19 protein-coding genes are annotated in these 24,084 nt (G+C 36.7%); 2 read left to right on the forward strand and 17 right to left on the reverse strand.

Going from position 1 to position 24,084, the window contains the following annotated elements; translation table 11 throughout:
* Window positions 1-171: 171 nt before the first annotated feature.
* The 10 genes from DRF58_RS01790 to DRF58_RS01820 form a co-directional block, all read right to left on the reverse strand.
* Window positions 172-1,593: a sugar MFS transporter gene (locus DRF58_RS01790; protein WP_116032143.1), complete on the reverse strand. Its 1,422-nt coding sequence runs from the start codon at window positions 1,591-1,593 to the stop codon at window positions 172-174.
* Window positions 1,594-1,788: 195 nt separating this feature from the next.
* Window positions 1,789-4,245 carry a glycoside hydrolase family 3 N-terminal domain-containing protein gene (locus DRF58_RS01795; protein WP_116032145.1) on the reverse strand — a complete coding sequence of 819 codons (2,457 nt, stop codon included), beginning with the start codon at window positions 4,243-4,245 and terminating at the stop codon, window positions 1,789-1,791.
* 12 nt (window positions 4,246-4,257) lie between these two features.
* A complete protein-coding gene (locus DRF58_RS18580) occupies window positions 4,258-4,611 on the reverse strand; it encodes a hypothetical protein (protein WP_206605209.1) in 354 nt (117 codons plus the stop codon).
* Window positions 4,611-5,288 carry a nucleoside hydrolase gene (locus DRF58_RS18585; RefSeq protein ID WP_206605210.1) on the reverse strand — a complete coding sequence of 226 codons (678 nt, stop codon included), beginning with the start codon at window positions 5,286-5,288 and terminating at the stop codon, window positions 4,611-4,613. The genes DRF58_RS18580 and DRF58_RS18585 overlap by 1 nt, the downstream gene beginning before the upstream one ends.
* Before the next feature lie 192 nt (window positions 5,289-5,480).
* A complete protein-coding gene (locus tag DRF58_RS01805; protein WP_116032147.1) occupies window positions 5,481-6,359 on the reverse strand; it encodes an alpha/beta hydrolase in 879 nt (292 codons plus the stop codon).
* 211 nt (window positions 6,360-6,570) lie between these two features.
* Complete coding sequence (locus DRF58_RS01810; RefSeq protein WP_116032149.1) at window positions 6,571-7,737, reverse strand: esterase; 1,167 nt, start codon at window positions 7,735-7,737, stop codon at window positions 6,571-6,573.
* Window positions 7,738-7,833: 96 nt separating this feature from the next.
* Window positions 7,834-9,789, reverse strand: coding sequence for a glycoside hydrolase family 3 protein (locus DRF58_RS01815; RefSeq protein WP_317124848.1), 1,956 nt, complete (start codon window positions 9,787-9,789; stop codon window positions 7,834-7,836).
* A 9-nt stretch (window positions 9,790-9,798) separates the two neighbouring features.
* Window positions 9,799-10,125, reverse strand: a complete 327-nt coding sequence (locus DRF58_RS18990; protein WP_317124849.1) for a hypothetical protein — start codon at window positions 10,123-10,125, stop codon at window positions 9,799-9,801.
* A gap of 10 nt (window positions 10,126-10,135) precedes the next feature.
* Window positions 10,136-10,327 (reverse strand): hypothetical protein, encoded by a 192-nt coding sequence (locus DRF58_RS18680; RefSeq protein WP_245955343.1) that lies wholly within the window; start codon window positions 10,325-10,327, stop codon window positions 10,136-10,138.
* Entirely contained in the window at window positions 10,324-12,396 is a 2,073-nt protein-coding gene (locus tag DRF58_RS01820; protein ID WP_245955344.1) for a TonB-dependent receptor, read from the reverse strand. Before DRF58_RS01820 ends, DRF58_RS18680 begins: the two co-directional genes overlap by 4 nt.
* 455 nt (window positions 12,397-12,851) lie before the next feature.
* Here DRF58_RS01820 and DRF58_RS01825 point away from each other — a divergent pair, with 455 nt between their 5' ends.
* On the forward strand, window positions 12,852-13,601 hold the full coding sequence (locus DRF58_RS01825; RefSeq protein ID WP_116032152.1) for an NUDIX hydrolase: 750 nt from the start codon (window positions 12,852-12,854) through the stop codon (window positions 13,599-13,601).
* 89 nt (window positions 13,602-13,690) lie between these two features.
* On the opposite strand, the gene DRF58_RS01830 is transcribed toward DRF58_RS01825, so the two are convergent.
* From DRF58_RS01830 to DRF58_RS01845, 4 genes are all read right to left on the reverse strand, one after another.
* The gene (locus tag DRF58_RS01830; RefSeq protein ID WP_116032154.1) at window positions 13,691-14,644 is read right to left on the reverse strand and encodes a transketolase family protein; all 954 of its coding nucleotides are present in this window, start codon (window positions 14,642-14,644) and stop codon (window positions 13,691-13,693) included.
* Window positions 14,645-14,655: 11 nt separating this feature from the next.
* The gene (locus DRF58_RS01835) at window positions 14,656-15,504 is read right to left on the reverse strand and encodes a transketolase (RefSeq protein WP_116032157.1); all 849 of its coding nucleotides are present in this window, start codon (window positions 15,502-15,504) and stop codon (window positions 14,656-14,658) included.
* Between the two features lie 6 nt (window positions 15,505-15,510).
* A complete protein-coding gene (fsa, locus tag DRF58_RS01840; protein WP_116032160.1) occupies window positions 15,511-16,164 on the reverse strand; it encodes a fructose-6-phosphate aldolase in 654 nt (217 codons plus the stop codon).
* A 100-nt stretch (window positions 16,165-16,264) separates the two neighbouring features.
* On the reverse strand, window positions 16,265-18,646 hold the full coding sequence (locus DRF58_RS01845) for a glycoside hydrolase family 127 protein (protein WP_245955345.1): 2,382 nt from the start codon (window positions 18,644-18,646) through the stop codon (window positions 16,265-16,267).
* A gap of 160 nt (window positions 18,647-18,806) precedes the next feature.
* On the opposite strand from DRF58_RS01845, the gene DRF58_RS01850 reads away from it, so the two are divergent.
* Window positions 18,807-19,493, forward strand: coding sequence for an NUDIX hydrolase (locus tag DRF58_RS01850; RefSeq protein ID WP_116032165.1), 687 nt, complete (start codon window positions 18,807-18,809; stop codon window positions 19,491-19,493).
* 164 nt (window positions 19,494-19,657) lie between these two features.
* Here the strand turns inward: DRF58_RS01850 and DRF58_RS01855 are convergent, their stop codons facing one another.
* Genes DRF58_RS01855 through araA form a run of 3 tightly spaced genes read right to left on the reverse strand, consistent with a single transcriptional unit; the run spans window position 19,658 to window position 24,079 of the window.
* On the reverse strand, window positions 19,658-21,403 hold the full coding sequence (locus tag DRF58_RS01855) for a sodium:solute symporter (protein WP_116032168.1): 1,746 nt from the start codon (window positions 21,401-21,403) through the stop codon (window positions 19,658-19,660).
* Between the two features lie 2 nt (window positions 21,404-21,405).
* A complete protein-coding gene (locus DRF58_RS01860; protein ID WP_116032171.1) occupies window positions 21,406-22,557 on the reverse strand; it encodes an aldose epimerase family protein in 1,152 nt (383 codons plus the stop codon).
* Window positions 22,558-22,582: 25 nt separating this feature from the next.
* Window positions 22,583-24,079 (reverse strand): L-arabinose isomerase, encoded by a 1,497-nt coding sequence (gene araA / locus DRF58_RS01865; protein ID WP_116032173.1) that lies wholly within the window; start codon window positions 24,077-24,079, stop codon window positions 22,583-22,585.
* Between the last annotated feature and the right edge of the window lie 5 nt (window positions 24,080-24,084).

Genomic DNA, 24,084 nt, shown 5'->3' on the forward strand with positions numbered 1-24,084 from the left:
ACGCTCGCGCCAGCTTCAAAGAATTTTCTATTCATATGAGCACGAGCGAGACGCTCGCGCCAGCATTATAAATACCAATTCGTTAGCGCGAGCTTCCAGCTCGTGCTAATTAATAAATAAAACAAAAAAACCTGCTCAACAGCAGGTTTTCATATTTATAAAGTAAAAATCTTAATGTCCAGACTTAGCATCTGCATCTTGTTTTACGTGGCTAAGATATTTAGTACAATACGCACCAAAAATCAAAATCACAAGATAACAGAACACAGGAATAATAAAGGAATGCTGAACTCCAAAAGTATCTGCCAAATATCCTTGGAAAATCGGAACAATAGCACCTCCTAAGATGGCCATTACTACTAATGATGAACCTTGGCTCGTATATTTTCCTAAACCGGAAATCGCCAATGTATAGATATTAGAAAACATAATTGAGTTGAAAATCCCAATTCCTAAGATGCTGTACATTGCTAATGGTCCTTCGGTCAACATTGCAGAAATTAATAATACAACATTTATTGCAGCAAAAATAGATAAGGTTCTTGCCGGAGCAGATTTCCCGATAAAGAATGCCACGAAGTTCAAAGCAATAAATACCAAGAAGAAACTAATCTGTGCAAACGTCAAATCCACAATACTGAAAATCACCAAGAAAACAGCCGCAGCCGCACCTAACATATACAAAGCTTTCTTACTTTGACTAATAGAATGATTCAATGAAATAGCACCAAGGAAACGACCAATCATCGCTCCACCCCAGTATAGAGAAAGGTAGTTTTTACTTACAGACTCGGTAAGATTCATCACTTGCGGTTGTTCCAAAAAGCTGATGATGAAACTTCCAACAGCCACTTCTCCACCTACATAACAGAACATTGCCAAAACACCGAACTTCAAATGATTGTGTTGCAAAGCTCCAAAACCTTTCACTACTTCTTCCCCAGCTACTTTGAAATCTGGTAATTTAACTCTAGAGATAATCAAAGCTACCAACAATAGAATCCCCGCAAAAATCAAATAAGGGATTTTAGTCGCTGCAGCAGAGAAAGAACCATCTGCCTCAGAAAACAATTCGAAAATCAAATGTCCTCCCAAAACCGGTGCAATTGTAGTTCCGAATGCGTTGAAAGCCTGAGTCATATTCAATCGGCTGGATGCAGAATCTTCTGGTCCTAAAAGTGAAACGTAAGCATTCGCCGTGATTTGCAACACTGTAAATCCAAGTCCTAAAATGAATAAAGCTCCTAAAAACAATGGATAAGAAGCCAAACTCGCTGCAGGAAAAAACAATACGCAACCAAATGCTGCCAAGAAAATCCCGAAAAGGATTCCTTTTTTGTAACCGACTTTATCAATTGGATCGCCTTTGGTTGTTGAAATTAAAAAGTAAATTAATGAGCCGATAAAATAAGCTCCAAAGAAACAAAACTGCACCAACATCGATTCGAAGAACGACAGTTTGAAAAGTTGTTTCAGGTATGGGATAAGGATGTCATTCATACACGTGATGAACCCCCACATAAAAAATAAAAGTGTAATCGTAACCAAAGGAACCGTATAATTCCTTTTTGTTCCAACTTCATTATTCGCCATATATTTTTAATTTTAAAAGAGGCTAAAGATAGCCCCTTTTGTTGATAATATATTATTTTGAAACATTAAATTTGTCATTAAAAGTCAAGTTTAATATTGATTATTTAATTTGACTGAAATCTCTCGCAGATTTTACAGATAGCGCGGATAAAAAAAAGAATCTGCAAAATTTGCTCAATCTGCGAGAATTTATTTTTAAGGCTTCAAATCTTCAAACTTCTCATCTGCAGGCAAAATATGTTGCACTTTCTCCACCACCAATTCTTTTGGAACAGAGAATTCTGCAGTCTGTTTGATATCCAAAGAAGATGCTCCCACAGACACTTTGTAACTTCCTGCTTCAGCAATCCACGCAGATTTTGCAGTTTCAAATGAAGCTAAATCTTTTGCATTTAAAGTCAAAGTAATCGTTTGAGATTCTCCAGGTTTCAAATCTTTAGTTTTAGCATAGGCTTTCAACTCAGATTTTGGTTTGTCAATCGTTTCTCCCGGAGCTGAAACGTACAATTCTACCACTTCTTTTCCTGCAATTTTCCCAGTGTTTTTTACATCAATGGTAACTTCTAATTTGTTGTTAAAAGTTGTTGAATTGGTTTTAATATTCGAATAAGCAAAATCCGTATAAGACTTACCATAACCGAATTCATACGAAGGCTTCACACCAAACGTATTGAAATAACGGTACCCAACATAAACACCTTCCTGATACGTCACATCTTTTGGATTATCCGCAGGAATTCCTGGGAAATTCTTTGCTGAAGCGTGATCTGCATAATTTACAGGGAAAGTCATCGTCAGTTTTCCTGAAGGATTTACTTTTCCTGAAATCACATCTGCAACAGAATGTCCACCTTCCTGACCCGGTTGCCAAGCTAAAAGAATTCCATCAACTTTATCTTTCCACGAAGCAGTTTCAATTACACCTCCGATATTTAAAATCACAACCACTTTCTTCCCTTTTGCGTGGAAAGCTTTTGAGATTTTATCCAGCATTTCGATTTCTTCTGTAGCCAAATTAAAATCTTCATTCACTACTCTATCGCCGCCTTCACCAGAGTTTCTACCCAAAGTAACGAAAGCGATTTCTGAAGTTGCTGCTTTTTTAGCATAGAAAGCGTCGTCTAATTTCATCTCAGACAATCTTCCCGGAAGTGCCAAAATCCCTCTTTCTTTTCTTCTTTCTTTTTCAGCCGCTTCTTCTTTTTCAGCAAATGGTTTGTATAAATCAACCAGTTCTTTATCTAATTTGTAACCTGCCGCATTCAAGCCTTCCAAAAGAGAAACTGTGTGTTTGTTGTTCACACTTCCACTTCCCGTTCCACCTGTAATCCAAGCGTAAGAAGTCACTCCGAATAATGAAACTTCTTTCTGTTTGTTGACAAAAGGCAAAGCATTTTGTTCGTTTTTAAGCAAAACCATTCCTTCTGCAGCTGCATTTCTTGTTGTTTCTGCATTTTGAACAGAATTCGGATTGTTGCTGTATTTGTATTGTGCGAAAGTTGGCGTTTTGAAAACATATTCCAAGATTCTTTTCACGTTGAGGTTAGCAACTTCCTGAGATAATTTCCCTGTGTTTAAAGCTTCCAACAACACTTTTTTCTGCGCTGGAATTCCCGGCATCAAAAGGTCGTTTCCAGCGTTCATCTGTTTTACAACATCGGAAATCCCACCGCTTCTAATCGATTCAAATCCTGGGAAACCACCAAACCAGTCAGTCATTACAATTCCTTTGAAACCCCATTCGTTTCTCAAAACCTGAGTCAACAAATCTTTTGAATCTGAAGTATAAACGCCGTTCACTTTGTTGTAAGACGACATCACAGTCCAAGGCTGAGATTCTTTAACTGTGATTTCAAAATTTCTCAGATATAATTCTCTCATTGCTCTTTCAGAAACGTGAGCGTTGATTGTCAAACGGTTGGTTTCCTCATTATTCGCTGCGAAATGTTTAATTGAAGTTCCCACACCTTGAGACTGAATTCCGTTCACGACCGCAGCCGCAGTTTTACCGGAAATCAATGGGTCTTCAGAATAATACTCGAAGTTTCTTCCGTTCAATGGATTTCTTTGAATATTCAAAGCAGGCGCTAAAAGTACATCAACACCATACTCTTTCACTTCATTTCCCATCGCTTTTCCAACCTGCTCCAACAATGTTTTATTCCAAGTTGAAGCTAAAGCTGTTCCTACAGGAAAAGCCGTTGCATAATAGGTTTTAGAATCATTTTCTCTCGTTGGCTGAATTCTCAAACCTGCAGGTCCATCCGCGACAATCGTCGCTGGAATTCCGAATCTGTCAAAAGAATCTGTTCCACCAGCAGCTCCGGGAACCAAACCTTGTTTTGAATCCCCAACAGGACCTGTCAGAACTTCAATTCCGGGCATTCCTGTTCCGATGAGAAGATTTACTTTTTCTTCGTTGGTCATTTGCTTGATAATAGCATCAATTCTTTTGTCCACCGAAAGTCTTGTGTCTTCCCAAACATCCAGCTTACCATTTTTGTTGAGGTCTTTGAAAGTTTTTCCGCCAACTGTAACCGTTGGATTATTTTGAGCCTTTGCAAAAGGCGAAACTGCTAATAAAGCTAGGAACAATCCTGCAAATTTTGCTTTTTTTGAAAGCATCAGCAAGGTAGTTTCATTCTTGTTCATAATACTATATTTTTACTTTTTGTTGTTAAATAATTTAAGTTTTGTGTAGAAATCCTCGAACATCAATCTTGTATCGAGTTGTGTATAAACCCTGATGTTTCTTCCTTTCGGATTGTATTGATACAAACCATTATCATCGATTTTCGGAGCGTTTTTCAAGACATAAGAACTTGATGAAGAATCGGCTTCAAATGAAGACTGTAAAGCTGTCACCAAAACCAAAGGCGAATCTCCCATAATGTAAGTTTCACCAATATGGAAATTCAGTTTCTGAACTCTTTCCATTAAATCTTCAATTTTCTTGGTTAAATAAGCGCCTGTTTTTCCTTCAGGTTTTACTTTGGTGATGAGTTCTCCATAAGACATCAAAGTCTGTCTATAAGCATTTCTAGGGATTTGCCAGATGTTCTCAGATTAGATTCGTTGAAAACAACTTGTCCGGCTTTGATATCGATTCCAAGATTGTATTCTAAAGGCGTAAATCCAGGAGGAGGCGTTGACAAATCAAGATATTCGGGACCGCCAATCCAAACGACAACGATTTTGTCGGCGATCTTTGGTTCCATCAGATAAGCACTTGCCACTTCTGTTAAACCTGCGCCACAAACCACGAACAGAGGATTTTTCTCATCGGCTTTCATTGCTTCTGCAACAATCGCTTTTGCACCTTCAGAAATGCTTGGTGTTTTGGTATCTTTTAACTGGTCATTCGAACCTTGAAAAACATTGAATTTGTTTTTAAGATCCATTACTTCCAAAGTTTCGTTGACTCTTTTCACCGCGTTTTCAGCAGTGATATTCGATTTATCAAAAGGGTCAGTAGGTTTTAAATGCGAACCGATAATTCCTTTGATTTCCGCAGAAGGCGAAAGAATCTGATGAACGAGCTGGAAAAGTCCGTCGGGATCGCCACCGAAATCATTGTCGACGATGACACGATAGCGGGGTTTTACATATTTATCCATTTCCGAAATCACGGCATTAGACTGTGCGGACACAGCCATTGCCGCAAAAAAAGAAACTATATTAAAAATTGATTTCATTGTTTATTTTTTAACCACAAAAGGCACAAAAGTTTTGACACTTTAGTCATTTTAAGTTCAATGCTATATGTTTTAAAAGATTACTTAAGTTTTGAAAATCTTTGATTTTCATTTTTGTGAACTTTCAGAAGAATTATTTTAAAACTTGACGCTTTTGTGACTTTTGTGGTGAATATTTTTCAGTTTAAATGTTTATAAAAATTTGTGGAATCTCAACCAGTCAAGATATACATTAGACCATTGATCAACAGGGAGATTTTGTTTTCCCATACCGAAACCGTGACCGCCTTTTTCGTAGATATGAAGCTCCGTTGGTTGTCCTGCTTCCAGCCATTTGCTGTAAAGTAAAACTGATTTAGGAGCGAGTTTCAATTGGTCATCACTTGCTGCACAAATAAACAAAGGAAGCGGAGATTTTGGAATTTCTGTATTTAAAATTTCCTGACTTGGTCCACCGTAAATGGATGCTGCGAAATTTGGTAATGTTGAAGCATCTTTACTATGAAGAACGCTTTCCAAAATTACACTTGCTCCTGCCGAAAATCCGATTACACCTAATTTTTCAGGATTAATATTCAATTCTTTGGCGTGAGTTCGAACATAAGAAATTGCTGTTTTGATGTCGTCTCCTACCATCACTTTGATAGGCGCCGTTTTCGCATCAAAAGCTTTTCTATCTTTGATGTTTTCCATCATTTCTTTGGCTGGGTCGTTGGATTTTGTTTCCAATAATCTGTATTTTAAAACGATTGCTGTGATTCCGTTTTCTGCGAGTTTTTTTGCCATATCAATTCCTTCTCGGTTGATTGATAAGCTTTGGAAACCTCCACCCGGAGCGACAACGACAACAGTTCCATTAGCTTTTGATTTTTCAGCTTCGAAAACTAAAATTGAAGGTTGTGTAACATTGAAAACAACTTCTGTTTTAAACAATTCGTTGAATTGCTGTGCTTCTTTCTGCGTCCAGTTTTCTGTTCCCGGAGCTTTTCCTTTGTATAATTGAATTTGTTTTTGAGCACTGATACTCGTTAAACCTGCAAGAAATAAACTTGCTATAATGAATTTTTTCATTTTTGATTTTAGATTTAACCACAAAAGTTTTTTGACACATTACTCACATTAGTTTTAAGTTTCTTACTTTGAAACCATAGAACACATTAGTTTGAAAATCAAAGATTTTCAGTTTTGTGAGCTTTTAAACAGTATTAATTTAAACTTGATACATTTGTGACTTTTAACTCCCTCGAATCTTCGATTTGTGGTTAATTATTTTGTTTAAATTTTACTTAAATAACTGCGGAACAAACTCGTTCAAATATGTTCTCCAATTGCTCCACGTGTGACCGCCTTCAGATTCTACATATTGATATTTGAAATTCATTTTGTCGAGTTTCTGACGGTATTCTTCTACATTTTTATATAAGAAATCTGTCTTTCCGATAGCAATCCAATAGAGTTTGTATGAATTGGTTTGTTGGGTTTTCAGTTTTTGGTCAAGATTCTGATAAATCGGACTTTTCTTTTCGTCTGGCGGAAGAATTGCAGGAGAAAACAGACCAACATAATCGAAGGTTTTCGGCTGATTGGCAGAGATGTACAACGAATGAAAACCGCCCATCGAAAGTCCGGCAACTGCACGGTTATTGGCATCAGCTTTTACTCGATAATTCGATTCCGTAAAATCCATAATTTCTTTGAAATAGGTTTCCATATCGCCTGAGAAAATATCCGGCGTTCTCATATCGATTTTATACAACCCTTTTGAAGATTCGCCTGGTGCTGCGGAATTGCTGGTGTGTCCGTTTGGCATTACAACAATCATTGGTTTTGCTTTTCCCTGAGCAATCAAATTATCTAAAATCTGTGATGCTCTTCCCAAAGTCATCCACGCTTCTTCATCGCCGCCCATTCCATGTAATAAGTATAAAACAGGGAATTTTTCTTTAGAATTTTCGTAATTCGGAGGTGTGTAAACGGTTAATCTTCTGTCTTCTTTCAGTCCGTTTGATTTGTACCATCTTTTGCAAACCGTTCCGTGTGGGACGTTTTGAACTTTGTAATTTTCAGATTGTTTTCCGTCAATTAAAATCATACTCATCACCGACGAAACATCACGAACCTGATAAGAATTATTTGGGTCGTTGGCTTTTACGCCGTCAACGATGAATGAATAAGTATATAAATCTGGATTGAAATCATTTTTTGAAAAACTCCAGATTCCGTCTTTGTCTTTTTGTAAATCAACAGAACCCGGCTCCATTCCTTTTGAAAGAAACCAGTTTCCCTGTAATTTTACGCTGTTCGCATTGGGAGCGAGCAAACGAAAAGTAACATTCTGACCGTTGATTTCAGGAGAAATTAAGTTTTTCTTTCCGCTGAAATCGAGGCTTTCCTGAGCAAACATTAATGAGCCAAGCATTAATGAATAGATTGTGTATCTGATTTTCATATTAATTTTGTTTAAATATTATAACGATTAAAAAATGAGACCGAACAAAATGTCCGGTCTCAAGACATCAATTATTTTTACATTTTATGATGAATCTTACTTTTGATATTTCTGATTTCTGGCATCTTTAATCACCCCAGCCCAGTTCATTCCGTATCCGAAATCGTAGTTGTGACCTTCGGAATCTTTATGCGTTTCCATATCGTAAGGTACGTCTTCTTTTTGTTTTTCAACAGTCGCCATATTTGCAGGCATTTGTAAAGGAAGCAATCCTGAAGGTTCGTATTTCCCAGTTACAATATCTACAACAGCCTGATTTGACACATTGAAATTCATCAAAATTGCATCAGCGTGACCTTCAAATTCATTGAAAATCATCGGTTTTGAAGCCGTTACAGAAACAATGACAGGTTTTCCGTTCATTGCTTTGTAAGTGTTTTCAATCGTCAACAAATCTGTGAAGTTGGTAACAGTCGAAGTTTTATTTTTAAAAGTTCTGTCGTGTACATTTGGTGCAACAACGGGATCGCCCGCAGCGATACTTTTCTCACGAGCTTCTGTTGCCGTATAAGTTTGATATTGAAGAGAAATCGGCACGTAACCGTTTCCGCCTTCTTTGGCATCGATGTCGCTATAACCGCCTTCTTCACTGTGCGGACTTTTCACAAAAACCAATGCAAAATCAGCTTTTGTCGGGTCTTCAGTTACATCGAAATGTTTTTTAATTTGATTAATATCAACAGGAAAATCCAAAGACGGAGCCGTATAAATTCCCCACCAGTTGAACGTTGCAGGAGAATATCTCTTCGGAATGTAAACCGTTTTTCTTTCTTTGATTGGAAGAATATTCGCTTTGTTTTTCAACATTACGATTGATTTTACCTGAGCCTCGTAACCTGCCTTCATAAATTCAGGATTACCAACGATTTTCTTGGTTTCTTCAACGTTCACGTAAGGATTTTCAAACAATCCCGTTCTGAAGAAGTTTCTCAACAAACGAATTGCAGACTGCTCAAATTTAGCACGGTAAGCTTTTTCGCCGTGTTCTTTTACACCCATTTGATAGGCTTCCAAAACAGGTTCTTTATCATTATTTCCTCCGAATTGGTCAACGCCAGCTTCCAAAACTTTGTAATGACGCTCAGCAATTGACAATTTTTCTGCTCCCCAAGGTTTTCCGGCAAATCCGCCGGGAGTTTTTGGTTCGTCTGCCGTAATCAACCAATCGGTACAAACTACGCCGTCATATTTGTATTTTCCACGAAGTAAATCTGTGATTAAGTATTTGCTGTAACCGTTTCCAACATTTTCGCCGTTTTTAGTATCCTGATTAAAACTAATCGTGTAATAAGGCATCACCGCAGAAGCTTCTTTGGTTCCTCCATTTAATTTGAAAGCACCTTCAGTAAAAGGTTTTACGTGGTTTTGGAAATTATTTCCAGGATAAACCGCAAATTTCCCCATCGCCCAGTGACCGTCGCGACCACCTTCTTCAGGTCCGCCTCCCGGCCAGTGTTTTACCATTGCATTTACGCTTTTGTTTCCCCAACCGTTTTTATTTCCGATTGTTGTCTGAAAACCATCAATATAACCTCTTCCTAAATCAGCCGTTAATTCCGGACTTTCAGAGAAAACGTAAGCGATTCTGTACCAACGAGGTTCTGTTCCTAAATCGATTTGTGGAGATAAAGCTGTTGAAATTCCTAAAGCTCTGTATTCCTGAGCAGCAATATTTCCGAATTTTCTAACCAATTCAGGGTCGAACGTTGCACCCATTGCCAAACCGTCTGGCCAAAGAGAAATCTGTCCGCCTGCTCCTTCATTAAATTCAGCGGTTACAGTTGCAGAATGTCTCGGGTCTGTACTGTTATTTGCAGGAATTCCCAATCCTAAACCTTCAATATAAGCCTGAATATTGTTGCTCCATTGTGCGGCAATTGCGGGAGATTCAACTGTTGTTACCAAAACGTGACGAAGGTTGTCTTCCTTTAAAAATTTCTTTTGCTGGTCTGTTAAATCAGAAGCTTTTGCGCCACTTTCTTTATACAACATTCCGTTATATTATCCCGCTCTGAAACCATCTGCAGGAGCTGGAACGGATTGGTGACCGCTGTACAACATCAAACCTGCAATCTGTTCGATTGTCATTTTTGAAGCTAAATCTTTTGCTCTTTCGTCAACTGGAAGTCTCCAATCTTCGTATTTATCGAGTTTTCCGTTTCTGTTTAAATCTTTAAATTTATTTCCGCCAACCGTCAGAATTTTAACACCAGATTCTGAAGAATATCCTAAAACAGGACCTTTAGAATTCGTAACTGTCTGAATGTTTTGTGCAAATGCTGTTACTCCTAAAAATAATGCAGCAACATTTAAAACCGTTCTTTTCATTTTTTAAATTTTAGAAATTAAAGCTTACTGAGAATTGACCTGTTAATGGCATGATGTACGTTCCAGTCAACAATCTTTCGTAATATTGACTTGCGTCTGTAATCAATTCGGCACCGTTGATGGTTCCACTTGCACCTCTTTGGTTAAGGAAGTTGATAACTGTTGCGCCAAGACTGATATTTTTGTTAACCGTATAATTCAAACCGCCGAAGGTTTCCCATCTTGGAGCGAAATACAATGCGTTGGTAATACTTGCATATTGCTTAGAGAAATATCTGAAACTAGCCCAGAATCTGAATTTCCCTGTTGTATAACTCGGGCGATTTCCATTAATGTTTTCGCAACTCCAACCACGTTTTTGTCTCCATAATTGTAATTCTGTCCAAAAGCATCAAATGCAAAATCTTTGTAAACCGGATTTTGGAACGTAATCAAATAGTGTAAGTTGAATCCTTTGAAAGGCTTTAAAACAAAGTCAGTTGTCCAACCCAAAGTCTGAATACTGTAATCTACCTGAGCAACGCTTACCTGAGTTGTGTTGCTAGGATTTACAAGGTTGTATCTTCCCAAGTATCCGTTTTTCGTCAACCAAGTAGCCTGAGAAATCAACTGAATGAAATTGGTATTCCAGAAAACTCCAAACGCTCCCAATGGACTTTTGATTTTCCCTGTATCTGGCGTGAATGGCTGAGAATAACTCTCCAATCTTCTGTTTTCTTCGGTATATAAGAAGTTAGCTAAAAGCCCAAAGTTTTTATTGATGTTATAAGTCGCATTCAAACTTCCTGCAACGTGGAACCAGTTTTCTTTGATATTCTGGAAATCATTAGCTCTAAAAACAAAATTTTGTGTTCTTGGTGTCGTAGAATATTGTCCGTCAATGATTTGATTTCTTAAATGTAAACCGTAGCTTAAATTGAAGTTATCTGAAATTTTCCACTCGTCGTTTGCATAAACTGAAAGTTTATTTTCTGTTCCGCTGTGGAATTCTCCTCCAGAGTTATAATTGTAGAATCCATAACTATCTGTATTTGGACCAATCAATCTCTGAGGTTGCGCACCAACAGTCTGGAAGAAGAACGAACGGTTTGAAGTGAATTTATCGATGTTATAATATTGTTCCAACAAACCAACCGTCACATTGTGATTTCTGATTTGCTTGTTTAATGAAAAACGACCTGCGATATTGGTAATCGGAGTTTCTGGCGTGTGCATCGCCAACTGAGTTCCAACCGGACCTGAGTAAGCCTGACCGTTTGAAGCCAAAGTATAACCTGCAGAAGCATCAGCATTGAAAATACTCAAAGGAATAATGGTTGACATTCTTGCTGTTGCAAAATGCGTTCTTGTTGAGAACTTGAAATTCCAACCGTTATTCAATAAATAATTCCCGAAAATATCGATGTTGTGAGAAGAAGTTCTGTTGTCTTTTCCGCTCATTCCAGCCCAATAATCCTGACCTGAAAGGATATCTTTCATTCTGATTTGTCCATCGTTCACAACATAAGAATCTCTACCGATTCTGAAATTGTCAAGCTCAGTTACTTTTCCTTCTGCTCCATATTGGAAAACCGCGTAGTTTCCTACATTGAAAGAATCTGCGTATTTATATAAAATTGAGATTTTACCTTTATCATCATTGAAATATTTGGTAAGTCCAGCTCTGAAAATCTTGGTTTCGTCTACATTTCTGTTGAATCCTAACTTGAAAGTACTTGGGTCGTAATTCGCAAAAGCACCAACTGTGTACGTCCAACCGTTTTTGGAAATTGGTCCGGAAGCATTAACATCACCTTGCAACCATCCAAAATTACTTGTCGTGAACTTTCCTTTTAATTTAAAATCTTTAGTTCCCGTTTGAGAATAAGAGTTAACCGCAAAACCAAGGTCGCCCATTGTGTTCGCTAATTGGTCCATTTTCAAAAGTCCGGTTCTTTCAAGACCTACACTTTGTCTCCACGTTTTGTTGGGAAGTTCCGGCCAGAAAAAGTAAACGGAAGGCAAGTCATTTTCAAGAATTGTAATACCTCCAACCGTTGCCGGCAAACCGATATTCACGTCTCTTGGACTCGTGTTATTGGTTGCATTCAGCATTACGTTTCTGTTGTTGTCTTCTTTAGAAGAAGTCACGGTTTTTACACCTTCCTGAGTTTTTGAAGCTTCTTTCAAAGCGTTTTTTACAGCCAGACTATCTGTCTTCTCTTGACCAAAAGCTGTGGCAAATGAAAGTATCAGTCCTAAAGCTGAAATTTTCAAAGTTGATTTTCTCATTTTCTCTATTATATATTTTTAATTTTCTTTTGAAAAACAACAAGAGATATAGCAACATCAAAATATGAAGTTGTAAATAACTCAATGATATTTAAGGAGTTTACTTCTGAATTATATCAGCCTGAAATCGAATTTGTGGTACTAAAAATTTCTCTATTATATTCTATTATTTTCTCTACTTCAATGATGACAAACCAATGTTTCATATTGAAGCATTGCGATTGTACATTAAATTTTTATAACTAACAAATAAATATTAAGAAAAATTAACATTCACAATAAATAATTAATAATCAATAGCTTATAATGGTTTTAAAATTAAAAATCTTATTGATTCAATAAGAATCAATGAGATAATCAAATAAAAGATTTACCATTTTTACAGCTTAGGACGCTTTATTCTTATATTAACTGAAATTAATGCTAAATTTGCTCACACAGCCTTAAAAAAACAAATGGATTCTAAACAGCAGATTTTGCTTCGTTCCGATGAAGCAAAAGAAATTTATTTACCTCATCTATCCCTAGACCCCGTCATTTTCGGTTTTGAAAATAACAAACTAAAAGTTCTTATGCTACAAATGAACTATCGCGGAAAATGGTTATTGCCAGGCGGTTATGTTAGAAAGGACGAAGATTTGGATGACGCTATTGTTAGAAATTTAAAAGAACGGGCTGGAGTTTCCGATGCCTATCTAGAAGAATTTGGAGCTTTTGGAAAAAAAAATAGAAGCGAATTTTATTATGAGGATTTTGATGAAACGCTTTTCTACAAGCAGAGGTTTATTTCGATTGGTTATCTTGCATTGTACAATCCAACTCAGACGACATTGGTAAAAGATGAAATAAGTACGACTTGCGAATGGATCTATCTTGATCAATTGGGCAATATAGATATTGCTATGGATCACCGAGAAATTATAGAAAAAGCATTGTTGACTTTGAGAGAAAAAATCTCTATCAAACCAATTGGATATAATCTTCTTCCCGAAAAGTTTACGCTTTCTGAACTCCAAAAACTATATGAAGTAATTTTAGGAAAAGAATTGAATCGTGGTAATTTCTACCGAAAAATCAAGAATCTAGGAATACTTAGAAAACTGGATGAACAAAGACGCGGAGGCGCACACAAAGCTCCAGATCTCTATTCTTTTGATGAAGAAAATTATAACAAAGCCCTGGAAAGTGGTTTGGTTAACTGGTAAACAGATTTTCCTTTGAAATATTTCTATTTTTCTAAAATTCAAAAAAATTCCGAATCAAAGTCCGGAATTTTTTTTGTTAAATTTCACTATTATTTTCTAGAAATAGCTTTCTTCACAGCTTTTACAATTGCTTCCGCATTCAAGCCGTATTTGTCCATCAACTCGGCTGGTGTTACGCTTTCTCCAAAGCTGTCATTTACCGCAACATATTCTTGAGGAACGTAATATTCTGTCGTTAAAACCTGAGCAACACTGTCACCAAGTCCACCTAATCTGTTGTGTTCTTCGGCAGTTACGATGCAACCTGTTTTTTTGATTGATTTTAAAATCGCTTCAGAATCCAAAGGTTTGATGGTGTGAATATTAATGATTTCTGCATCAATTCCTTCTGCTTCCAAGATTTCTCCAGCTTTGATTGCTTCCCAAACCAAGTGTCCAGTTGCAACAATTGTTACATCTTTCCCTTCGTTTACCATCCAAGCTTTTCCAATTTCGAATGTTTGATTTTCATCTGTAAAAACAGGAATCACAGGTCTTCCGAATCTCAAATAAACCGGACCGTGGTGTTCTGCAATTGCTATAGTTGCTGCTTTGGTTTGGTTATAATCACAAGTATTGATTACTGTCATTCCAGGAAGCATTTTCATTAATCCAATATCTTCCAAAATCTGATGTGTTGCGCCATCTTCACCCAAAGTTAATCCTGCGTGAGACGCACAGATTTTCACATTTTTATCAGAATAAGCTACCGACTGACGAATCTGGTCATAAACTCTACCTGTAGAAAAGTTCGCAAAAGTACCTGTGAATGGGATTTTACCTTCGATTGCCAAACCTGCTGCAATTCCGATCATATTCGCTTCCGCAATTCCGATTTGGAAAAATCTCTCCGGTGCTTTTTCTATGAATTTTTCCATTTTCAAAGAACCAATAAGATCTGCGCAAAGTGCTACAACATCAGGATTTTTGTCCGCCAATTCTGCCAATCCAGCTCCAAATCCACTTCTGGTATCTTTACTTTCTGTATATGTATATTTTTTCATTGTTATTAGTTTTAGTAATCACCCAAAGTTTCTTCTAATTGGTCTAATGCTTTTTGCAATTGCTCATCGTTAGGAGCTTTTCCGTGCCACGCGTGCGTTCCCATCATATAATCTACACCGTGACCCATTTCTGTTTTCAAAAGAATACAGATTGGTTGTCCTTTTCCAGTTAGAGATTTTGCTTCGTCCAGAACTTTCACAATTTCTTCAAAATCGTTTCCGTTTTCTACTTCAAGAACTTTCCAGTCAAACGCTTCGAATTTTGTTCTAAGATTTCCTAAAGAAAGAACTTTAGAAGTTGGTCCATCGATTTGCTGTCCGTTATAATCTACAGTTGCAATCAGGTTATCCACTTTGTTGTGAGAAGCGTACATTATTGCTTCCCAGTTTTGACCTTCCTGTAATTCTCCATCACCGTGAAGGCTAAAAACCAAGTTCTCATCTTTATCTAATTTCTTACCGATAGCGTGACCAATTGCCACAGACAAACCTTGTCCCAAAGAACCAGAAGCGATTCTGACACCTGGCAAACCTTCGTGTGTAGTTGGATGTCCTTGCAATCTGGAATTCAGTTTTCTGAAAGTGGCTAATTCTGATTTGTCAAAATAACCAGCGTGCGCCAAAACACTATAAAAAACCGGCGAAATATGTCCATTGGAAAGATAAAAAGCATCTTCCCCTTTAGCTTTCATATCGAAGCCTTCTTTACGTTTCATCGCATCAAAATACAATGCAACCAAAAAGTCTGTACAACCAAGCGATCCACCAGGATGTCCGGATTGACAAGCGTGAACCATTCTTACAATATCTCTTCTGACTTGAGAAGCGATACTTTGAAGTTTTGAAATATCGTGAGCCATAATCGATTATTGCATTTTTTGTGAATCCTTGATAAACTGCTCTAATCCGCTATCTGTCAAAGGATGTTTAAGTAAAGATAAAATCGGTTGGATAGGACAAGTCACAACATCTGCTCCAATTTTTGCACAATTGATAATATGCATCGCGTGACGAACAGAAGCTGCTAGAATGTCAGTTTCGAAACCATAATTATCAAAGATTACTCTGATTTCTTCAATCAAATTCAAGCTGTCTGTTGAGATATCATCTAATCTTCCTAAAAATGGAGAAACGTAAGTTGCTCCAGCTTTCGCTGCCAAAAGTGCTTGTCCAGAAGAGAAAATCAAAGTACAGTTGGTTTTGATTCCTTTGTTTGAAAAATATTTTAAGGCTTTTACACCATCTTTTATCATTGGGATTTTCACCACAATATTTGGATGAATAGCTGCAAGAACTTCGCCTTCTGCAATCATTTCCTCATAAGTTGTTGAAAGAACTTCTGCAGAGATGTCTCCATCTACAATATCGCAAATGTCTTTGTAATGTTTAAGAATCGCTTCGTTTCCGCTGATGCCTTCTTTTGCCATCAAGGATGGATTGGTCGTTACACCGTCTAGAATTCCTAAGTCATTGGCTTCTTTGATCTGCTCAAGATTCGCAGTGTCTATAAAAAATTTCATAAATATTTAGTTTAAATTTTATAAGTGTTAAAATTACATTTATTTTCCAATTGGTAAAATTTTATTTAAGAATATTTGAAATAAAATCAAATGATATTTATTAGTTGATATTTTGATTGAGTAATCTTATTCCAACAATTTTCGCTGTGTATTGTTCTTCTTTTCCAATTATTTTCACAATAAGCGTTTCCTTGTCGTATTCAGATGGTGGAATTGGAATTACCAAATGTTGCAAGCTTGCACCTTTTGATCCATCCAAAGTTTTAGAAATGATATTTTTACCATTAATCTCAATATTCAAACTGCGATTTTTATCTAAATCAAAATAAGAAATGTAAAGAAACTTAGCTTTTTTATTCTTATTTCTCATCTCATAGCTAAACCAAGCTTTGGAATCTCTAAAGTGATATTCATCAAAATAGCCTGCATAAGAATCGGGACTTTTGAAGAAATGATCCGACTCTGGTTGCTGTTCTCCCAAAGAAATCTTGTCTTCTGTAATGCTTTCTAATTTCCTCAGTTCTTGCTCTTCTTTAGCTTTCTGAGTCATCAATTCCTCAATTTTATCTTCATCTGCCTGAGGCCAATAAATGATATATCGCTCTGCCTGAATCGTATTAAAAGGTACTAATTCCAAACCATCTTTGAATTTTTCTTTTGGATAAACTCCATCCAATTTGAATTTCAAACCTTGTGTATTTTCTTTTTTGATATGTTCTAAAACTGACGAAGAATTCCCAACAATCACAGGAATATCATTCAATGGAATTGGTGTTCCGTGCGCAATATGTCCTCCTCTACTGTCATCTGCAAATAATCCCAATTGGTTTTCTGTTCCATACTTCGACGCTAAAACAATCGGTCCGTATTTGAAAGCGTAATAATCTGAACCATCAGGAAGTTGTTCCGCAGAAAGATGCATTGGCAGTTGCATCACGACAACATCACCGTTTTTCCAAGTTCTATTAATATTAGAATAGCCGTCTTGGTCTTTATTGATTGGATATTCTTTATTATTAATTAAAATTTTGACTTCCGAAGCATTTGTCCAATCTGGAATTCTTAGTTTTAAATTGAATTTTGATTTGTTTTTTAAATTGAAAATCAACTTAGTATCGGAAGATTCTGGAAAATGATTGATTTGAGTAACTGTCACATTTTTCTCTTTCCAATTAAGTTTTGAAGGAATAAAAAGATTGACTAAAAGATCTTGTTCTGTATGGGCATAGATCATCTCTCCATATTTCCCGTGATTCTCCAAACCAGAACCTACACAACACCAAAAACTAGTTTCCGGCTGAGAGTAAACTCTGTAATGTCCCGGACGCATTGGCGTGAAATATACAAAACCACCTTTCTCATTGTGCTGGGTCGATAAAATATGATTGTAAAGCGCTTTTTCATAATAATCCATATACGATGACGAACCAGAAGTCGCGAAAAGATCTTTGGAAAGTTTCAGCATATTGTACGTATTGCAGGTTTCCGGACCTTCTACACTTTTCATCATTCCACTAAAATCTGTAATCGGATTGAAATGTTCACTCACACTATTTCCTCCAATTGCAACGGATCTTTTATGAACCACATTCTGCCAAAACAAATCTGTAGCCTGATTCCAGTTTTGATCATTGGTGATATCAGCAATTCTCTTGAACCCAATCACTTTAGGAATTTGGGTGTTGGCGTGCATTCCTGTCAGGACATCTTTCTTTTCCAGAAGCGGATCAAGAACTGTGTCTTGTGAAAAATCTTTGGCTAATTTAAGATACTTTTTGTCGCCAGTTATATTGTAAACATCAGCAAAAACTTCGTTCAAACCGCCGTGTTCGCTGATGAGCAAAGTTTGGATTTGATTTCTGGATAATTTTGAAGTGGTGGCAATCATCCAATCCGTCAGTTTGATGAGCATTTTTTTGGCTTTCTTGCTGTCTGTGTACCAATAAGCATCGCGCAATCCGGAATAGATTTTGTGAATATTATACAAAGGAACCCAACGGTCATTAAGACTAAAAAGAGAAGAACGGATATTGCCTTCGGAAATTTCTTTCCAGATTGCTTTTCCATTGGGAACTCCTGAAATGTAGCCATTTCCAGACGCATTTTGGCAGATTTCCAATTGATTGATCATATAATCTAATCTTTCCTTGATTTTGAAATCTCCCGTGGAAGCGTACATCAAAGAAAGCGCAGATAAATAATGTCCACCAATATGTCCATCCAAGCCTGTATTTTCCCAGTTGGGGTAATTATTTGCATTTGTTTTTAGTCCAGCTTCTTTAAAATATGGCGCCAGTAAACGATCTGGATTAAGTGAAAGAATGTATTGTTTATCGACATTCATTGCGTTTTTGAAGTTGCTATCCAGCAGTTGAACATCCTGAAGTTGGAAATATGAGATTTTTTGATATTTTTGGTTTTTTTGAGCTCCAATCCATTGGAAAGCAAACAATAAAATTATAATGACTTTTTGATTCATCATATTATTGAGATTTAAAATTAATTTTAGAGATGATTTTTAGAATTAAAATCATTTCCTAATTTTTAATAAATGTAAATTAAACATTTATTTTATTATTTATAAGGTTTTCAATAATTAAAAATTATAGATTTGTAAATTATTAAAAAATTAATACCATTTAATGAAAAAAGATTATTCACAATATATTAAACATCTTATCGCGGTAGATTGTATCATTTTTGGATTTGATGGTGAAAATCTCAATCTTTTGTTGGTCAAGAGAAACTTTGAACCTAAGAAAGGAGAATGGTCTCTTGTTGGTGGTTTTGTAAATGCAGAAGAAACTCTGGATGACTCCGCTAATCGTGTTCTTACCTCTTTGACAGGTTTGGAAAACATTTACCTGGAACAACTTAAATGCTACAGCGAACTGGAAAGAGAACCTACCGCACGTATTATTTCGGTTTCTTATTATGCGCTCATTAGCACTGATGAAAATATCAGAATTAATGAAAAATACAGTGCGAAATGGTTTGACCTTAAACAATTCCCTAATTTAATCTTTGACCATAACAAAATGGTTCAGAATGCTGTTACTAGATTAAGATATCGCGCTTCTACGCAACCCATCGGATTTGAACTTTTACCAGAGAAATTCACAATGAAAGATTTGCAATCTTTGTACGAAGTTATTTTTGATGAGAAATATGACAAAAGAAACTTCATCAGCAAAATCAACAGTATGGATATCCTTGTGAAAACCGATGAAAAAGATATGACTTCTTCCAGAAAAGGCTCTTTCTTATACCGATTTGATAAGGAAAAATATCACAAAAAATTGTCTCAAGGTTACTTATTTAAAATATAAATTCTTTAATAGAATAAAGATAATAGAGAAAAGACAAAAGACTTTTTGATCATATCTTGTATTCGTTGATTAAAGTTCCAACATCAAAAAAACTTTACTAAAATACTGATCACCGCAAAAGTGATCAGTATTTTTTTATAAATATAAAGAGTACAAAATTTCTTTTACCAGAAATACCAGTAGAATAATCCACAAAGTACTACAACACCAAGCGATGCTACTACATCCCAAACGTTCCAGCTTTTTCTAATTAATTCTTTGTAATCACCAGTAAATGTGATGGCATCAATTTGTTGAGCCGTAGGTTTTGGGGTAAACATAGAAACGACAATCATTAATACAATAATGAAAACCAATAACCATATTTCGAAGATCAACCAGTTTGTTTGCCAGAACCAAGTTGTACTTTCCCAAAATGTGCCCGTCATTACATCTTTTCCAGAGTTGGTAAAAATATTGGTTAAGAGACGAACCATTCCAAGAATAAAACCTACAATCATCCCCACTTCTCCAGACTTTGGTGAGATTTTCTTAGAAAAAATTCCTAATGCAAAAACCGCTACCATCGCCGGCGCCAACAAAGACTGAATCCCTTGAAGATAATCGTACAAACTACCTAGACTTTTCATCACAGGAATCCAAACAATTCCTAAAACAACAACACCCATTGTAGCTACACGCCCAACCATTACGTAAGTTGCTTCAGATTTATCTTTGTACATTGGTTTGTAAAAATCCTCTGTAAACAATGTTGCACAAGAGTTGAAAAACGCTGCTAATGATGCTACCAAAGCGGAAATAAATCCAATCGTTACAATTCCTTTAACACCCGCAGGCAAAACAAATTTTACCATAGAACCAAAAGCTGTATCGGGATCACTCAAAACAAATCCACTATCTGGACGAGCTGCCAAAGCTGCAGCAATCATCCCAGGAATCAAGAACATAAAAACCGGTAACAATTTGAAATAACCAGCCGCAACAGTTCCTCTTCTTGCACGAGCCATTACTACATCATTAGCCTCGCCTTTTTGCTGTCCAAGAACTCTCTGAACAATGTGCTGATCTGTACACCAATACCAGAATCCAATAATGGAAGCTCCTAGGAAAACCCAGAAACCTGGATAGTCATCATACATAGGATCACCGGTTTGCAAATGGAACATATGATTGGTACCATAAGCAACGCCATCCGCTCCAACATTTTGAGTTTTAGCAAATTCTATCATTGCAGTCCAACCTTCTCCGATACTTCCATTTCCAAGAGCAGATAATCCTAAGAAAAGAACCATAAAAGAACCGATAATCAAAATAGGCGTTTGGATTGCAGACAATGTCATTACCCCCTTCATTCCACCAAGAACGGTGAAAACTCCAGTTAACAAAATCAATCCGATTGCACCATACCAGAACGGAATTCCTAATAGACTTTCCATAAAGATTCCGCCTGTAAAAGCAGTCACACTTACTTTGGTCAAAACATAAGCAATCAATGTAATAATAGAAAGCCAAGAACCTGTTTTAGGTGTATATCTATATTTAAGAAAATCTGGCATTGTAATGATTTTCCCCATTTTGTTGTTCATCAATTGATAAAATGGAACGAAAAGCCATCCTAACAAAAGAATCATCCAACCTTGCATTTCCCAGTGCGCCATTCCTACTCCGGATTTCGCACCAGTTCCTGCTAGTCCTACAAGGTGTTCAGAACCGATGTTTGCAGCGAAAATTGCTGCTCCAATGATGTACCAAGGTTCTCCTTTTCCAAATAGATAATCTTCACTATTAGCCCCGTCTTGAGATTTTTTATCTTTTTGTACAGAACGCCAAACAGCCCAACCGACTGCTACGATTCCTACTACTATGATTACCCAGTCTAACCAGATAAATTCGTGTGAATTCCAATTCATAGTTATTTTTTTACAGAGAATTTATAAATCGTTTTTGTCTCATATTTCTGTCCTGGTTCAAGAACTACAGAAGGGAAAGATGGCTGATTTGGAGAATCTGGATAATGTTGAGTTTCTAAACATAATCCAGTTCTGAATTCGTTTTTACCGCCCGTTTTTGTATTATATTTTCCATCAAGGAAATTCCCAGAATAGAATTGTACGCCAGGTTCAGTTGTAATTACTTCCATTACTCTTCCAGTAGCAGGATGGTAAAGTGAGCCAATCGTTCTCAACCCTTTTCCATCCAAAACCCAGCAATGATCGTAACCTTTTCCTAATTTCAGTTGCTCATCTGCCGCTTCGATATCTTTACCAATTAATTTTGATTGATTAAAATCGAAAGGTGTTCCTGCGACATTTTTCAATTCTCCAGTTGGAATCAAAGTATTATTAACAGGAATATATTGAGCAGCTTTCAACTGAAGTTCGTGGTCTGTGATAGGCTGCGTGAAATTCCCTGACAAATTAAAATAAGAATGCTGCGTCAAATTCACAATCGTCTTCTTATCTGTTGTTGCAGAATATTCGATTTCAAGCGCATTATCATCATTAAGCGTATAAATTACAGAAACATCCAGTTTTCCAGGAAAACCTTCTTCGCCGTCTGCACTGGTGTAATCCAACTTCAAAGTGTGATCGTTAGAACCTTTCTCATCCACTTTCCATAACTTGGTATAGAATCCTTTTTTACCGCCGTGAAGATGATTTGAACCATCATTTTTGTCTAAATCATAAGTTTTACCGTCTAGTTCAAACTTAGCATTAGCAATTCTGTTTCCGTATCTTCCAATCAAAGCACCAAAAAAGTAAGGATTTCCGTTGAAATAATCTTCAGGTTTTGTATATCCTAAAACAATATCCTGAAATTTCCCGTTCTTGTCAGGCGCAGTAAGAGATGTAATGATTGCACCATAATTGATGATCTTCGCCTCCATTCCATTTTTATTTTTCAGAGTATATTGCTTGATAGAATCTCCAGCCGGAGAAACCGCATAATCTGAAACATTTAGTTTTTCCATAGTTGCATCTGATGGTTTTTCTGTTTTACTACAGCTCCAAATAGATAGAGCTGCCAGCAAAACGACTGATATTTTAAATAATCTTTTCTTCATAATTTAAATAAATTAATTCGTAAAATTATCTATAATAGATCTCATTCCAATTAATTGTGTTCTTAAAATCGCGTATTTTGGTATCTTCATCAATCACTAAAGATTCGATGCCAGCAATTCCTGCAAAATCTTCCAATTGCTCAACGCTCAAGTTTTCAGAATAACAAGTGTGATGCGCTCCACCAGCAAGAATCCAAGCTTCTGCAGCTGTGTAAAGATCTGGAAGTGGTTTCCAAAGAACTCTTGCCACAGGTAGATTTGGCATTTCTTCGGTAATATCTAAAGCTTTAGTTTTGTTAATTAATAATCTGAAATGATTTCCGAAATCCATCAATGCGGCTACCAAAGAATCAATATTTCCTCTTGAGTTAAAAACCAAACGAACCGGATCTGCCTTACCACCAATTCCTAAAGGATGAATCTCACAAGATGGTTTGTTTACCGCCAAAACTGGATCAACTTCCAACATATGCGAACCTAAAATCGATGGATTGGATGGATTCAAATGGTAAGTGTAATCTTCCATAAAAGCGTTTCCACCTTCAAGACCTTGTCCCATAATCTTCATTGCACGAACCAAAGCAGCCGTTTTCCAATCACCTTCACCTGCGAATCCGTAGCCTTTTGCCATCAATCTTTGAACAGCGATTCCTGGCAATTGTTCGATCCCGTGAAGATCTTCGAAAGTATCAGAGAAACCTTTGAAGTTACCATCAACCAAAAATTTTTCTAATCCAAGTTCAATTCTTGCCGCAGTTTCCAATGATTTTCTGTTTGCTCCACCTGCTAATAAAGATGCAGCCATATTGTAAGAAGCCTCGTACTCTTCAATCAAAGTTTTAACTTCGCCTTCGCCAATTGAATTAACAACGCTTACAAGATCTCCGATTCCCCAAGTGTTCACAGAGAATCCAAACTTAGTTTCAGCTTCCACTTTGTCGCCATCGGTTACGGCAACATATCTCATGTTATCTCCGAAACGAGCGAATTTTGCACCTTGCCAATCATCCCAACCAGCAGCAACTCTTGTCCACTCTCCGATTTGTTTTTGTACTCTTTCTTCTGCCCAGTGTCCAACAACCACTTTTCTGTTTTTGCGAAGACGGCTTACCATAAATCCAAATTCTCTATCTCCGTGAGCCGCTTGATTAAGGTTCATAAAGTCCATATCCATTGTAGACCAAGGAATATCCTGATTGAACTGCGTATGAAGATGCAACATAGGTTTTTGTAAAGCGCTTAGACCTCTGATCCACATTTTTGCAGGAGAGAAAGTGTGCATCCAAGTGATAATCCCGATACAATCTGGAGCGTGATTCGCTGCCATAAGAGTTTCGTAGATTTCATCTGTTGTTTTTACAGTTGGTTTCCAAACGATTTTTACAGGAATCAAAGAAGATTGTCCAAATGCTTCTACAATTTTTTGAGAATGTTCTGCAACCTGAGCTAGTGTTTCAGGTCCGTATAAATGTTGACTTCCGGTGATGAACCAAATTTCTTTTGTGCTTAAATCTGTTAACATTGATT

It is taken from the genome of Epilithonimonas hispanica (genome assembly GCF_003385395.1).
Lineage (GTDB): Bacteria > Bacteroidota > Bacteroidia > Flavobacteriales > Weeksellaceae > Epilithonimonas > Epilithonimonas hispanica.